This window comes from Amycolatopsis sp. NPDC059657 (genome assembly GCF_042734395.1).
Lineage (GTDB): Bacteria > Actinomycetota > Actinomycetes > Mycobacteriales > Pseudonocardiaceae > Amycolatopsis.
In genome coordinates this window covers 172,465-187,322 of sequence record NZ_JBHWEB010000005.1, presented here as the reverse complement: position 1 = coordinate 187,322, position 14,858 = coordinate 172,465, and the positions used below count along the sequence as shown (strand labels likewise).

General features: G+C 69.1%; 8 protein-coding genes. 3 read left to right on the top strand and 5 right to left on the bottom strand.

Annotated features, from left to right (window positions below; genetic code table 11):
- Positions 1–266 precede the first annotated feature (266 nt).
- Genes ACFV15_RS04950 through ACFV15_RS04935 form a run of 4 tightly spaced genes read right to left on the bottom strand, consistent with a single transcriptional unit; the run spans position 267 to position 8,144 of the window.
- Complete coding sequence (locus ACFV15_RS04950) at positions 267–1,445, bottom strand: TIGR02679 family protein (protein WP_378348806.1); 1,179 nt, start codon at positions 1,443–1,445, stop codon at positions 267–269.
- Entirely contained in the window at positions 1,442–5,413 is a 3,972-nt protein-coding gene (locus ACFV15_RS04945) for a TIGR02680 family protein (protein WP_378348805.1), read from the bottom strand. The genes ACFV15_RS04950 and ACFV15_RS04945 overlap by 4 nt, the downstream gene beginning before the upstream one ends.
- Positions 5,410–6,651: a TIGR02678 family protein gene (locus ACFV15_RS04940; protein ID WP_378348804.1), complete on the bottom strand. Its 1,242-nt coding sequence runs from the start codon at positions 6,649–6,651 to the stop codon at positions 5,410–5,412. Before ACFV15_RS04940 ends, ACFV15_RS04945 begins: the two co-directional genes overlap by 4 nt.
- The gene (locus ACFV15_RS04935) at positions 6,648–8,144 is read right to left on the bottom strand and encodes a TIGR02677 family protein (RefSeq protein WP_378348803.1); all 1,497 of its coding nucleotides are present in this window, start codon (positions 8,142–8,144) and stop codon (positions 6,648–6,650) included. The genes ACFV15_RS04940 and ACFV15_RS04935 overlap by 4 nt, the downstream gene beginning before the upstream one ends.
- A 92-nt stretch (positions 8,145–8,236) precedes the next feature.
- Between ACFV15_RS04935 and ACFV15_RS04930 the strand changes: the two genes are divergently transcribed.
- From ACFV15_RS04930 to ACFV15_RS04920, 3 genes are read left to right on the top strand one after another with little or no spacing between them, the layout of a single operon-like run.
- Positions 8,237–10,618, top strand: coding sequence for a helicase-associated domain-containing protein (locus tag ACFV15_RS04930; RefSeq protein WP_378348802.1), 2,382 nt, complete (start codon positions 8,237–8,239; stop codon positions 10,616–10,618).
- Between the two features lie 9 nt (positions 10,619–10,627).
- The gene (locus ACFV15_RS04925) at positions 10,628–11,251 is read left to right on the top strand and encodes a response regulator (RefSeq protein ID WP_378348801.1); all 624 of its coding nucleotides are present in this window, start codon (positions 10,628–10,630) and stop codon (positions 11,249–11,251) included.
- Positions 11,252–11,283: 32 nt separating this feature from the next.
- Positions 11,284–12,756 (top strand): hypothetical protein, encoded by a 1,473-nt coding sequence (locus ACFV15_RS04920; RefSeq protein ID WP_378348800.1) that lies wholly within the window; start codon positions 11,284–11,286, stop codon positions 12,754–12,756.
- On the opposite strand, the gene ACFV15_RS04915 is transcribed toward ACFV15_RS04920, so the two are convergent.
- Positions 12,734–14,854 carry a hypothetical protein gene (locus ACFV15_RS04915; RefSeq protein WP_378348799.1) on the bottom strand — a complete coding sequence of 707 codons (2,121 nt, stop codon included), beginning with the start codon at positions 14,852–14,854 and terminating at the stop codon, positions 12,734–12,736. The genes ACFV15_RS04920 and ACFV15_RS04915 overlap by 23 nt on opposite strands.
- Positions 14,855–14,858: the final 4 nt, after the last annotated feature.

Below are 14,858 nucleotides of genomic sequence, written 5' to 3'. Positions count from 1 at the left end.
CAATTTAATGCACTCAAAGGAACCTCAAACGAGGTTCAATATATAAGCTCTACTGGCTTAGTTCACTAGCACACTGTTGAGTTCTCAAGCAACACACCGAGGATCGCATCAGGTTTCCCTGACCTTATCCAGAGCGAATTGTTTTCTAGCATATTCTGTCTAGCAAGTTTTGTCCGGGACTCTTTCTCTCCCGGTCGGCCACCCGGTTTCCCTGGCGACTTGGAGAACTTTACATGGCTGATCGGGGGCCGAAACAGGGGGGTACCTTAACGGCGTTTCCCCAGGTCAGCGGCCGAATCCAGCAGCGAATCGGACACTCGCTCCTCGGCGACGGCCACACGATGTTCGCGAAGCAGCGGCGCGAGCCTCGGATCCCACGGCGCTTCGGTGACCCGGCCGACGGATCCACCGCTCGCATCGAGCTCCAAAGCGGCCAGATAGTCGTCAGCGGACATCAACCACGGCCGGGCGCCGGTGCGCGCCATGACGTGCGCGGCGATCCGGATCCCCTCGCCGTCGAAGTCACCGTGGCAGTGCAACGCCGAGCCCGCGTCGGCCAGCTGCTGAAGCAGGAGCATCGCGGCACTGTTCGGCCACCCCGAGACGCAGACCATCGGCGGGCAGTCCGTGCCGAACCTCTGCACGGCCTGCGCGAGCACACTCGGGTTCTCGACGATCCAGACATCGCGCGGCCCGTTGATCAGGCGGGAAGCACGCAACTGCGCGAGCGTGAGAGCCGCCGCGTGCCCGGCCGAACGGCACTCGCGCAGGATGGTGGACGCGATTCCGTACCCCGGCGTTCGCAGCCCCGCAGCCGTGACCACGACGGACAACTCGTCTTCGGCTATCCCCGCCCGCTCCCACAGCGCACGGCGCTCACCCGCGTTCGACGGCGGCTCGGCGTCGTAGAGCGTGGCGAGCGCGCGCAGTACCAGCGCGGATTCGCGTGTGTCCGCATCGAGCGCGTGGGTTTCGCCCAGCACCTGATCCGCGAAGGCGGGCAACGGCCGTCCGTCCGACGGCAACCGCTCGAGCACTCGCAACACCCTGGTGAGCAAGACACGCGTCGCGTCGATGGAACCGGAAACGCCCATCCGGCGCACATGAGCCACCCACTCGCGCAGCACAGGCTCCGCGGTCACCACCTCATGTGCGTCAAGCCAGGCCCACAGCTCCTCCCGCGCCGAAGCCTCGGCGGCACGTCGGGCTGCCACGTCGTCCAGCGGACCGATCTCGCTGATGACGACCGCGCGGACATCGCCCACCGCTTCGTCCAGCTTGCGTAGCGACACCGTCGCGTACTCACCCGGCAGCGAAGCCAAGCCGAGCAGGTCGGCCAACGCCTCGCGCGCGGCCTCGGAAAGGGGACCGACGCGCACCGAACTGACCGGGCGACCCGACGAAAGCCGCTGGTGAACCGCCTCCCATACCGGCCGCAACGTCACGCATCGACCTCATCGGGCCGCAGGTCGGCGCCATCCCAGACGAACCGCACGGTGGTGACCGCGTCGTCGCCGTCGCCTCCGGTGATCAGCTTGTGGATGGCGATGCCGTCGAGTTCGCGGTAGTCGCACCACTCATGATCGGAGGTGAGCAGCAGGTCGAGATCCAGCGACGACAGCAAGCCGAAGATCTGCCCGCGGTTCGCGGTGTCCACGCCGACGAACACCTCGTCGAGCAGGATGATTCGCGGCGCTTCGAGCACGGCCTGATAGTGCGCGGCGACGGCGGCGAACAACGGCAGATGCAACGCGATGGCCTTCTCACCACCGGAAAGGGCACCGTGCAGCTTCTTCGTCAGCAACTGCCAGCCCGTGCCGTTCGCCCTGTCGATCTTGACGACGAACTGGTGCCAGCTCGTGTAGTCGAAGACCTGCGCGAGCTGCTGCTCCCAGCTGGTCGCCGTGTCGTCGGCCTTCGCCTCCTCGATGCGGTCGCGGAAGAACCGGTGCAGCGACTCGCGGTCCGCGTCGCTGAGCCGGACCGGGTCCTTGAGCAGCAGTTCCCTGGCCGCGCGGGTGCCGGCCGGCAGGTCCTCGCGGACCTGCCAGACCAGCCGGACAGCCACCTTCGAGGCGGTGCGCACCTGCTCCAGGCGTTCGTTCATGGCGTCGACCAGCCCGGTCGCCTGCCGGATACGCGCGGCGAGATGCCGCCGGGTATCCCCGGTCAGCGTCTTGTCGAACAGCTCGCGCTCGGCGCCGGTGATGTCGCCTCGGCTGCGCTCGGCGTCCGCGCGCAACAGCTCGAGCAGCTCGGCGGCTCCGACGCGCAGCCCGTTGACGGTCGCGCTGAACACACCGATGTCGCCATCGGTCTCCAGCTCCAGGTCAGCGCGGTCGCTCAGGGTTTCCCGGCATTCGTAGACGACCTCGTTCAACCGATGCAACGCGTCGCCGAGGTTCTTCTGCGCATGCGGGATGTTCGGCCATTTCGCGGCCACCACCCGCGCCGCTTCGAGGCTGGCGGTGATGGAGTCGATCGCGGCCAGCTCGACGCCGGAATCCGCGGGGAAGCTCCCCGACGCGAGATGGCGGAACCTGGCCGCCATCTCGTTGCGATGCTCGACGGACTGTTTTTGGATCTCCGCGTCGATAGTCCGCTGGTTGTCCAGTGCGCCGAGCCTGGTCGCCAGCTCTCGTAACTCCTGGTTGAGGCTCTTCTCGCCGGCCGCGAGCTCGGTCGCTTCTTGCCGCAGCCCGCTCAGCTCGGCCAGTAGTTCCTGGTAGTCGCGCCCCACGGTGCTTTCGACAGCTTCGGCCTTCTCGGCCAGGCCGTTCGCGTGCCGCTCGGCGCCCAGCGCGGCTTCGCTCGCCTCCTCCGCGGCCTGCTCGGAACGCCGGACCTGCTCGGCGCGCTCCTCCATCCGGGCCCGCGCGGCGGAGGACTCGGCCTCGGCATCCAGCCAGCTGTCCGCGAGGTCCCGGAAGCCGTCGACGGCCACGGCGATCGCCTCGAGTCCTTCCGGCTCCGTCGGAAGACCGTTCTCGGCGGCCTTCATGGTCACCGTCTTGAGTGCCTCGCGGACGGCTTGCTCATGCTTGCCGAGCTGGTCGAGCAGCCTGCCGACCGTTCGATCCGCCGAAGTCACGGCCGACTCGGCGAGGTTCAGCGCGGAGGCCGCGGCTTCGGCCTCGTCGTGACGCGGACGGTTCGCCAGCTCGGCCGTCACACGCTCGCGACGGCGATCGAGCGACTTCAGCTCGGCGTCCAACCTGGCGAGCTCGTTGTCGAGTTCCCCGATGCGGATGGCCAGCTCGGCCAGTTTCCGCTGGCGTGCCTTCTCCCTGGCGACCGCGCCGATGTGCGCCGCCTCGGGTTTGACCCAGCTGCCGCTCGCGTTCGCCAGCCGCCACCAGCCGTCCGCGCCGATGGCCACCTCATGCCTGCCCGGCACGCGCTCGCCGTACGCGATACCACCCAGCAGCCGCTCGATCACCTCGTTGGGCACCGGGCCATCCGGCTCTGGCCGCAGCACGGCCAGCAGGGAATCGCCCTCCTTGACCAGCGGGAAGTCCGCGTCGAGGAAGGTGTCGTGCCCGTTGACCTCGATGCCGCCGTGTACCGGAACCCAGGCATCGAGCAGTCCGCTGGCTTCCAGCGCGGCCTCGATGCCCGCTTGATCGTCCTCCGGCACCGCGTCGGTGAAGGCCACCAGCTTCCAGAACGGCGCACCGTCCATTGTGGACCTGTCGGCCGTGCGGGTGTGCGGTGTCGCGGGTGGCAGGTCGAGGTCGGCTTCGAGCAGGTGGCTCTCGGCGACCAGCTCGGACCGGCTCTTGTCGAGCGTTGCGCGCTCGGTGGTCAGCGTGGTCGACGCGACGGTGATCTCGTGCCGCACCCGATCCGCCACGGCGGTGACCAGCTCCAGCACGCCTGACTCGGATTCGGCCAGCGCCGTCAGCGACTCCACTTCGGCGAATGTCAGCTCGGTGCAGCCGTCCGCCCACTCGCGAAGCCGTTTGACCTGCACCTCGATCGCCTGCACGTACGCGCGGGCCAGCTCCTCGCGCTTCTCGACGGCCGCCGTCAGGTCTGTCCGCGCCTGCTCGACCGAGTCCTCGGCCCCCCGGCGGCGATCGAGCGCGATCTCATGGAGGCTGACCGCCTCCCGCACTTCGCGGATCTGGTCATGCCTGCTGCGTACCGCGGCACGCAGCAGCTTCCGCACGCCGGACGAGCCCGAAGGCAGCACGGATTTCATCTCCGCCCAGACGCCGTTCAGCTGCGCGCGTTCGGCAGCACGCCCGGCGTCTCGCCCCGCGTCCGCGGCCTTGCCCGCTCGCTGACCGGCGAGCCCCTCCGCGACCACCGCCTCTGCCGCGTCGGCGGCCGCGACCTTCAGCTTGGCTTCCGCCGCGTCGCGTTTCGCCTTCGCGTCCGCCTGCGCCGTCTGGACCGCCTCGCGGAGTTTGTCCAGCTCACGGCCTTGCTTGTAGTCGTCGCTTTCGACCAGGCCCGAGATGCGGGCGGACACCAGGCCGCCGCGTTCGGCGAGCGCTTCGAGCCGCTGCCCGGTCTCCTCGTTGACGGTGACCGCTTCGTCGTACTTCTCCGCCGACTCTCGCGCCGCCCTGGTCAGCCTGGTCAGATCGGAGGTCGCGGAGATCAGGTTCGCGGCCGACGCACGCAAGACGCGCATCGCGTAACCGCGCTGCTGAGTGGCGAGCCTGCGCGCCGCGTCGACCTCCGCGTCCAGCAGCCGCAGCTGCTCGCGCTGGCGGTCCAGCCGTTCGAAGCCCTCCGCGAGCTCGGCGATCTCGCCCTCGCCGAGCGGTGGCAGCGCGTGCGACAGCAGCGTCGACAACAGGCCCGGATCGAGCCGCTGGGAGAGTTTCGGCTGCCGTAGCTGCAAAAGCGCGGTGATCAACGCGTCGTAGCGCTGCTCGGTGAGCCCGGGGAACAACTTCGTGCGCACGGCCGTCCGGTACTCGGCCGAGGTCGGATGCAGGTCACCGCGGTCGCCGAGCGCGTCAGCCAGCCCGGCCTTGGTCAGCGGCTGCCCTGCGGCGGTGACCAGCGGCAGGTCGACGCCGACGCGCCTGCCGGTGGTGAAGTAGTCGACGTGCACGGTCTTGGTGTGCGTGCTCGCCTGCAGCCGCGCACCACACGTGAACCACTCCTCGCCGAGCTTGAACTCGAGCCAGACATAGCCGACCCGCGTGCTGCCGGCGGCGCCGTCGCCCATGAGGTTCCAGTGCATGGTGCGCTCGCCGGTGCCGAAGGTGGACAGCCGGTTCGCGCGCAGGCTGGCGTCGAACAGGAACGGGAGCAGCAGCTCGAGTGCCTTGGACTTGCCGGTGCCGTTGGGCCCGTGCAGCAGCAACCGTCCTTTGTGGAACTCGAAGATCTCGTCGTAGTACCGCCAGACATTGAGAATGCCCGCTCGGGTGGGCGACCAGCGCGCGGTCATGATGCCTCCGCCGACTTCACTTCGGTGACCGCGTAGCGCGAGGCCGCGGGCAACGCGACGACCAGCTCGCCGCTGCGGCGCGCGAGGCCGAACTCGTCGAGCACGGCCAGCGCGTCGTGCACGAGCTGCTCGCGGCCGTCCTCACCGCGATAAGCCTTCGCCCAGCGCGGAAACTCGCCGAGCAGACGGTCAGCCTCCGCGCTGAGCCGGTCCGGCTCGACCCCGCCGTCCGACGCGGTGATCACGTCGAGCATGAGCAGCGCGGCGACCTTGGCGTTGCTGGAATCGTCGGGGAACTTGCCATCCGTCGCCAGCGCGTCCGGATCGACGAGCAGTACCCCCTCGGCACGTTCTTCCAGCACGAATCCGCCCTGTTCCGCCGCGCGCCGGAGCAGTTGCCTGCCCGTCGGCGAGTACAGATACGCGAGTTCGGCCGCGGACAGGTCCTCGCGGTAGACGACCGGATCGTCGACAAGGCGCCGGAAAACCGAATGCCGCAGCCAGAGATTTCGCTGCACGTCCGACGCGCCGTCGATGGCGTGCGCGGCCTCCGGCGCGTCGCCATAGCGCCTTTCCCTGCGCAGCGCGGCCAGCAGTTCTTCGAAACGGACGGCGACCTCCTCGGCAGGCACGGCGAACTGGGACGGGCCGTTGGGTGCCGCGAGCAGCCGCATCACCAAGGTGGCGTCGACGCGGTACAACGCCTTCGCGGTGGCACTGGCGACGAACGCCTCGGTGCTGCCATCCACCGCTTCCAGCGCCCCGAACGACTCCAGCATGCGCAGGACATCCACATACGCCATGCGTTCGGCGCGCTGTGAGGTGTCGAAGGCGTCGATGAGCGGGTCCGCGGCCGCTGCCTGGGTGACCCTGTCCGCGAGCAGCCCGATGGTGGTCACCGGCGCGGCCAGCAACTCCGCCGCGACCAGGCACAGCAAGGTGTAGCGACGGCGGTCGAACGGCGCACGGCCGGACCGAGCGCGCCGCGCGGGACGGCTGGGATCGGCGCGGGCGCGCACCTTCATCAGGCGCGCGTAGCCGAGCCTCGGCTCGATCAGCAGTGACCAGCCGCAGTAGTAGTCGAACCATTTCGCGATCGGCTCACGCCTGCGCCGCACCAGGTCGAACGTGTCCGGCGCGAGCCGGGCGCTGATCAGCGGCGACGCGAGCAGCAGCCGGATACCGCGCGCGACGTCCGCGCGCTCGGCCAGCACCAGCTGATTCGCCAGGTTGCTCATGGACGGCCTCCCGCGACCCGGATGTCGACCAGGAAATCAGGTCCGGCGAACCTACCCCGTGCCGTGGTGAGCACCGCGCCACGGGCATCGGGCGGCGGCCGCAGGATGACCTCGACCTTGCCGTCGCTGGTCACCCCGCGCCGCGCGCCTGTCGAATCGGGCGAAGTCGACAAAGCACGTCCGAGCAGGTCGAGCAGGCGCTGGAACAGCGAGTGGTCCAGCTCGCCGAAAGCCGAAAGCCGGACCTCGCCACCGGTCGCGAGCTTGCCCCAGGCCTCCTGCAACTCCTCACGCTCGGCGCGCGCCCGCTCCGCGCGAGCGGCCTTGATCGCGCTGACATCGCGAACCTTGCCGGTGCGGGTGAACCGCTCCGTGCGCCCGGAACTGCGCAGCAGTGCGGAAATCTCGACCGACGGCGCGTCCGCCCAAGTGGAATTGGCCGGCACCAGCTCCGGATCGGGATGCCCGAGGTGCGCGTGCCGCGCCGAACTCAGCCCGAACGCGGTCGACCACAGGCGATGCAGATCAGCCTCGGCAGGCGCGGCGGCGAACCACCTTGCCAGCTCACGGAAATCGGCGACGGCGCTGCTGGCGCGGCGCCGTGATTCGCTGATGCGGTCCAGCACCTGCAGCAGCGTGACGATCGCGCGCCTGGCCACCGTGTGCAGCTGCTCGACCCGCGCCGGGCTGCCGTCCGACGGCTTGAACCAGGCGAGCAAACCCTCCCAGCGGGTACGGCGATGCTCCAGCCACTCGGTCTTGGCCTGCTCGCTCACCGTCGGCGGCAGATCCGCGCCGAGCAGCGCCCGCTGGTGCAGCACGGCGACATCGATGCGCTCGGCACCCGACGCGATCGCGTGCGTACGCTGGTCGAGATTGGTCAGGAACTCCTCCAGGTACGTCACCGTCGCGGACTTGACCTCGTGGAACGTGGCCAAATCGGCGCCCTCGGCGCGCAGCAGCCGCTGGAGTTCGCCGTTGAACTGCTTGGTGTTGACCCGCAACGCCTCGAGGTGGCCTTCCAGCTCCATCAACGCGGTGAACACCCGCCGGTCCGAAGGCTCGCCGAGCAGCACGGCCAGCCCGTCGAGCCGGTCGGAGATCGCGTCCAGCACCGCGGTCTGCAACGCGCCGGACGAGGCCAGCACCCCGAGCGCGTGCTGCACACCGGACAAGGCCGCCTCGCCGCGCCTGGTCAGCGAAAACTGCAGGTTCCGGCGTTCGTACTCACTCGCCGTGCGGTAGTTCTCAGCATGGTTCTGGATGACGTCGAGCAGCTTCCAGTTCTGCAGCTGTTCCAGCGCCCTGGCCAGATCCTCGTCGTCGAGCGCGTCGAACCAGCCGACCGACCGCAGCCGGTTGCGCACGCCGTCGAGCCCGAGCGCGGTCTCCAGCCGTTCGTTCGCCTCGCCGAAGGCATGCAGGATCGCGGTGTACAGCTCGGCGCGATCGCCTTGCGTGAAACGGAACATGTCCGCGGGTACGCGGTCCATGAGCCCTCCCTCGCTGTCAGCGGTCATCTCCTTCCGACACCGTACGGGTGGTCACCGACAGGAATGAGCCCGGCGACTACCGTGGTGAGGCGATGGAACCCGAAGAAGCCTTGATCGGCCTCCTCACCAAGCTGAGCCGCGCCGAACTCGCCGAGCTGCTCGGCAACCGCCTGGACGCGCTCGTAGCGCCCTGGCCTCGACGGATGTCCGACCTCGCTGATCGGCTCACCCTGCCGGAGTCCGTGGAACTCGCCGTCGCCGCGCTCACCGCGCCCGAGCTCCAAGTGCTGTCGGCGATCCAGCTGAGGATTGCGCTGGGTGACGAAGACGGCGTGCCGGTCTCGGCGGTCGCCGAATGCTTCGGCACGACGGTCCGCGAGATCGAAGCGGTCGTCGCCAAGCTCGCCCGTTACGGGCTGGCGTGGCTCGAATACGGCGTGATCCAGATGCCCGTTATCCTGCACGCCAACGGTTACCGGCGCTTCCGGCTCGGCGCGCCGCTGGCGGTGGAGCTGTCTTCGATCCCCGCCGAGTACCTCAAGGCGAAGGCCGCCGTGCTCGGCCTGCCGACGGGCGGGCGCAGGCAGGAGCTGCTCGACAGCCTGCTGGACTACCTGCGCGATGGCGCGCGCGTGCGCGATCTGGTCGCCGTCGCGCCGGACCGCGTCACCGAACTACTGCACAAGTTCGTCTGGGAAGACTGCGATGTCCAGCTCGGGCACTACATCCAGCACACGCACTACGCGCAGCTGGACACGCCGGCCCACCGCGAAACCCCGGTCGGCTGGGCCGTTGACCGCGGCCTGCTCTTCCCGTCCTACAGCGGTGTGGTGACCATGCCGCTGGAAATCGGGCTGGCGCTGCGTGGCCGTGACTACCACCTGCCGTTCACGCCGGACCCGCCGCAGGTGGCGCTCTGCCCGGTCGCACCGGAACGGGTCGCGACCGAGTCTTCGGCCGCGGCGCTGCGATTGCTCGACCGGGTCATCACGGTGGTCGGCTCGTCTGCCGTCGACCCGATCCCGCTGCTCAAGACCAGTCGCGTCGGCGCGCGTGCGGTCGCCAAGCTGGCCAAGGACCTCGGCGCGGACAGCGACGAGATCAAGATCGCGCTCGATCTCGCAGGCGCGTCGGGGCTGCTGGCCGTCGAGATACCGATCGTCCCGGAGGTGACGGGGCGGTCGCGCCGGACGCCGCCCAAACCGCCCGAGTTCCTGCACCCCAGCGACGACTTCACCCGCTTCCGCGAGCTCGACGCCGCCGACCAGCTGACGAGGCTGCTGCGCTCCTGGTGGGAGTTCCGGTTCGTGTCGACCGCGGACGAGAAGGCGGTCCGCGCGGTGATCGGCGAGGACCCCCATGAGCTCCATGAGCTGGTCCGGCAGCTCACCGTGCGCCTGCTCGCCGGTATCGAGCCGGGCACCGGGCTGATCGACCCCGAGCAGTTCGCCGCGCTCGTCGCCTGGCATATGCCATCGGTCGACGAGGAAGCCATCCGTCTACTCGTCGCCGCGACGCTGACCGAGGCAAGGCTCGTCGGCGTTTCGGCGTCCTACTCCGCGAGCGAGTTGGCGTTCGCCCTGCTCACGGGCAACCTCGAGCAGGCGGCCGCGACCGCTGTTTCGGGTGCGTGCGGATCGGCGCTGTTCGGCACCGACCTGACCGCGATCGTCACCGGGCCGCCGAGCACCGAGCTGGCCAACCTGCTCGACCGCGTCGCCGACCGCGAGACCCAGGGTTCGGCGTCGACCTGGCGTTTCAGCCCGGCCAGCGTCCGGCGCGCGTACGACAACGGCGCCTCGGTCACCGACCTGCTCGAAACACTCCGCGGGGTGGCACGCGGCGAGCTGCCGCAGCCGCTGACGTACCTGCTCAACGACGTCGCGCGACGCCACGGCGAGGTCAGCGTGACGGACGTCGGCTGCGTCGTGGTCGGCGAGGACCCCGCGCTGCTGGCCGAGATCGCCGCGCACCGCAAGCTGGTGAAACTCGGCCTCCGCGTGGTCGCGCCGACCGTGCTGACGTCCACATTGGACGCTGTGACGACCTTGGCCGCCTTGCGGGACAGCGGTTATGCGCCCGTGCATCGCGCGGAGGACGGCACGGTGGTCATCCGCGAGGAGCACATCGCCCCGCCGCCGGACCCCGATGCCTACGTCTTGCCACATCAGCCCACCGGCCCCGCCAAGCCCGAGGACCCGTTCCTGCACGCAGACCGGCTGATGGCGGCGACGAACCGGCCGCCGAAGCCACTGCGGCGGGGCGCGCTGATGAACGTGTTCCCCGGCAAGCGCACCGCCGAGTGGATGCGGATGATCTGGCAGCTCGAGTCGGGTTTCCCGGTGAGCATCGGGTATCAGGGCGAGAAGTTCGTGATCAGCGACCCTGAGCTGGACGGCGAGTTCCTCGACGTGTGGCTGCCGAGGTACGGCGAATACCGGCGGCTCGACCTGAAGCTGATCGAGCCGCCGTAATCTGGGGGCATGCCGATCCACGTCCTGCTCGTAGACGACCATGAAGTCGTGCGCCGGGGCCTGCGGGAACTGCTCGGCGACGAGTCCGACATCGAGGTCGTCGCCGAGGCGGGGAGCGTGGACGAGGCGCTGGCCGTCGCACTGCACGTCGAGCCGGACGTGGCGGTGGTCGACGTGCGGCTCGGCGACGGCGACGGGGTCGCGCTGTGCCGTGAGCTGCGGTCGAGGCCGAATCCGCCGTACTGCCTGATGCTCACCGCGTTCGACGACGAAGAGGCCATGGTCGGCGCGATCATGGCCGGCGCGTCGGGGTACCTCCTCAAACAGGTGCGCGGCCAGGATGTCGTCACGGCCGTGCGCGAGGTCGCGGCCGGGCGGTCGTTGCTCGACCCGGTGAGCACCGCCCACGTGCTCGACCGGATGCGTAATCCCGGCGACGAGCTTGACGCGTTGACCGAGCGTGAGCGTGAGGTGCTCGTGCTGATCGGCGAGGGGCTGTCGAACCGCGAGATCGCGGAACGGATGTTCCTCGCGGAGAAGACGGTCAAGAACTACGTGACCTCGGTGCTCGCGAAACTCGGGATGCAGCGACGCACGCAAGCCGCGGCTTGGATCGCGCGGCGGGGCGACTAAGTGGCCGAAACAGTCACCCCCCCCCGGACTTTTTGACGCGTGATTTCGACAGGGTCGTCCTGGTCGTCGTTCGCACGGTCACCACGCTCACCCGGCTACTCGACATCCTGTCGCTGATCAGTCCGGACCGGCGCCTCCAGCTCGTGTTCACCTACGACGCCGAACATCCAGCGCATCTCGGCGACGGCGTCGACGCCGCGTTGCGACGGCTCAACGTGCGCACGATCAGCTGGGAAGAGGCCACGAAGACGGCGTTCGATCTCGCGCTCGCTGCCAGCGAAAACGACCGGCTCGCTGAGCTGGACGCACCGACTTTGCTGTTCCCGCATGGCATCGGCTACCAGAAGTACTATCCGGGCGGTCGCGTCACCTCGGGCATGGATCCGGAGAAGCTGCTCGATCCGCTGGGTGAGGTCGTGCCTGCCGCGATCGCGCTTTCCCATGCGGTGCAACGAGAACAACTCCGCGCGGCGTGCCCCGAAGCGGCCGGGCACGCTGTCGTCGTCGGGGATCCTTGCTACGACCGGATGTCGCTGAGCACGCATCGCGTCCGGCGCTACCGCGAAGCGCTCGGCACCGGGACGCGCAAGCTGGTCGTGGTGGCGTCGACGTTCGGCAAGCGCTCGTTGTACGGCGGCGAACCGGAGCTGCCGCAACGGCTGCTCGGCGCGTTGCCCTATGACGAGTTCCAGGTCGCGCTGGTGCTGCATCCGGGGGTGACCGCCGCGCACAGCGAGTTCAGCGTGCACGGCTGGGAAACCGACGCGATGAACGCCGGGCTCGTGGTCATCCCGCCCGACCGCGGCTGGCAGGCGACCATTCTCGCCGCCGACTGCGTGATCTCCGATGCGGGATCGTCGGCGCTGTACGCGGCGGCCGTCGATAAACCGCTGCTCATCGCCACTTCGGGCGCCATGACGACGGTCGCCGGGTCGCCGCTCGCGATGCTGATCGACGCGGTGCCGTCGCTGGGCGAAGACCTTCGCGAGCAGATCGTGTCGGTCATGCGCCACCACCGGTCCGGCGTGCACCGTCCGATCGTCGAGCGGGCCGTCGAGTCCCCTGGGCAGTCGGCTTCACTGCTCAGGGAGCTGATTTACGGTCAGCTGGCGCTGGAACCACCCGCGCCGCGGACTTATCCGCCGGTACTTTCGCCCGAACCGCCCGACGGCCGGGTCGCGGCGTTCGTCGCGGGCATCCTGGACTGCGAGCTGGTCCGGTTTCCCGCGTCCGTGCCGTCGCCTCGGCTGGAGTTCTCGCACGTCGTGGCGCACGCCGACGACGCCGAACTACACCAGCTCGACGGCGCCGACGTGGTGTTCACCGACTCACGCGAGCGCCTGTCCGAACTGCTCGCGCACTGGCCGCTCGCACGCCTCGCGGTGGCGCCTTCCGCGCGAGGCTGCCTGGTACGGGGCCGGGACGGATCGGAATTCGAACTGGACGGCGATGACCCGATGCGGCTGGCGTCCGAGGCTTACCTCAGCGTCGTCCGGCGGCCATGAGCTTGGCGTGGAACTCCGCCTGACGCGGATGACCGGCCGCCCACAGGATCTGCCAGGCCTGCTGCCACTGATCCGCGGTGGTGGCCCAGTCGCCGCGGGCCGCGGCCAGTGCCGCGGCGGTCTCATGCAGCTCGGTCGCGTACTGCGTCGCGCCGACCTGACCGGCCAGTGACCACGCGTCGCGCAGTGTCTGCTCTGCGGCGTCCAAGGAACCCACCGCGATGAGCGCTTTGGTCCACACGGTCAGCACGCGCGAGATGTTGCGCGGCTCGCGCGTGTTGGCCTTGGACTCTTCGAGCAGGCCGAACGCGTCTTGCGGGCGCCCACTCTTGACCAGCACGTTCGCCAGCATGCGGGTGTGCAGGCCGAGTGCCCTGCTGCCCGCTTCTGCCATGTTCCGGTCGAGCAGAACGGCTCGCCACAGCAGGTCGGTCGCGGGCTGGTACTCGCGCTTCTCCTCGTGGAAACGACCGCAGAACTCCAGTACCGACGATTCGAGGCCTGGGTCGTCGAGTGGCCGCACCAGCTCGCGGGCCCGGTCGAGAAACGGCTGCGCACGGTCGAATTCGTGCAGCAGGAAATGCGCGCGGCCTTGCTGGCTGAGGATGCGGGCTTCGAGCGCGTGGTCACCGAGGCGCTCCGCGCTCCGGATGCCCCAGTGATTGATCTGGACGAACAGCCGCTGGTGACCCCGGTTGAGCATCAGCGTCTCGAGCGCACCGCAGATCTGGCCGAGTTCGACGTCTTTGCCGCGCGCGAACGCTTCACGCGCCAATGCGCCATAGGTCTCGCGCGCGTCTTCGACCCAGTCGAGCGGCTGCTTGCCCTCGAAGTCCACCGCGGCCGGTTCGAAGACCTCGTAGCGGCGCAACCGGTCTTTGCCGAGCGAAAGGTCGGCGGCGACGGCTTGGTCGCGATGAAAATCGAGTGACCGTTCGACGGCGGCATCGCGCGTGCCGAGTCGCCGGGCGCCTTCGCGGACCAGGTTGTACAGCTTGGGGCGGGCGGCGGCCAGCACGAAACCCGAGTCGATGAGCTCGTCCAGCGCGGTACCCGCCGGCCTGCCGAGCACGGCACGCGCGGTCGCCTGCGTGAAATCCGGGCCGGGATGCGACGCGAGCAAAGTACATAGCTCGGCCGCGTCCGGCGACAGCTCGGCGAACGTCCGCTCGAAAGCGGTCGCGACGACATCGAGTCCGCCGAGCACGCCGGTCGCGCGGAATTCGTCGAGCACGGATCTGACCGGGTCGCCGCCGAGCCTCGCGCGCTTGTTCACTCGCACAGCGGCCTGCAGTACCGCGAAGGGCATGCAGTCACACAGGTTCACGAGTTCGATCGCCGAAGGGCCCTCGTGGCCGAGCAGCTTGAGCGCGTCGGCCTCGCTGAGCGCTCCGAGTTCGATCGGCATGCCCGGATACTCCGAGCGGAGGTCGTCACCCGGCCTGATCGCGGTGACCAGCACCAAGCTCGACGGCGACGACGGGATCAGGCCTCGCACGTCGCCGATGGTTTCGGCGTTGTCCAAAGCCAGCAGCAGCTTCCGACGGGCTGTCAGCGAGCGGTACTGCGGCCAGAGTTCGGCCGCGCTGCCCGAAATCAGGCTTCCGTGCACGCCGAGGCGTTGCAGGATGTGCGCGGCGACCTCGGTGCGGCGCAGGCTGTTGTCGACTCGGAACTCGGCGAGATCGACATAGATCTGGTCGGGATAGCTGGTGCTCAGATCGGCCGCGAGCCGGTACACCAGCGCGCTCTTGCCGGAGCCTTGCGGACCGGAGATGACGTGGACGCCAGGTTTCGCGGCCTCCTCCCGCGCGTCATCGCGATCGACGAAGTTCGGCGCCGCGCTCGGCATATCGCTCGACGGACGAGGACCGGGTGACGCTTCGAGAAGCAACTGCTCGAAGCGACCGCCCAGCTCAGGCTCGGTTTTGACGAGTTCGTCGAGCGCCGCCTTCAGCCGGTCCTCGTCGGCGAGCAGCAGCCGCAGGTCGTCGCCCTGCGCACGCTTGGCGAGCTTTTTGACCACCAGGTCCTTGATCCCGCCCAGCATGCCCGTGGTGACTACCTTGGCGACCTCGCCGAGCACGACCTCCCACATCTGG

What these genes read in the sequence shown, in the direction of transcription:
- ACFV15_RS04925 (WP_378348801.1), top strand. Translation starts at nt 10,628, where the DNA reads ATGCCGATCCACGTCCTGCTCGTAGACGACCATGAAGTCGTGCGCCGG.
- ACFV15_RS04930 (WP_378348802.1), top strand. Translation starts at nt 8,237, where the DNA reads ATGGAACCCGAAGAAGCCTTGATCGGCCTCCTCACCAAGCTGAGCCGC.
- ACFV15_RS04935 (WP_378348803.1), bottom strand. Translation starts at nt 8,144, where the DNA reads ATGGACCGCGTACCCGCGGACATGTTCCGTTTCACGCAAGGCGATCGC.
- ACFV15_RS04945 (WP_378348805.1), bottom strand. Translation starts at nt 5,413, where the DNA reads ATGACCGCGCGCTGGTCGCCCACCCGAGCGGGCATTCTCAATGTCTGG.
- ACFV15_RS04915 (WP_378348799.1), bottom strand. Translation starts at nt 14,854, where the DNA reads ATGTGGGAGGTCGTGCTCGGCGAGGTCGCCAAGGTAGTCACCACGGGC.
- ACFV15_RS04940 (WP_378348804.1), bottom strand. Translation starts at nt 6,651, where the DNA reads ATGAGCAACCTGGCGAATCAGCTGGTGCTGGCCGAGCGCGCGGACGTC.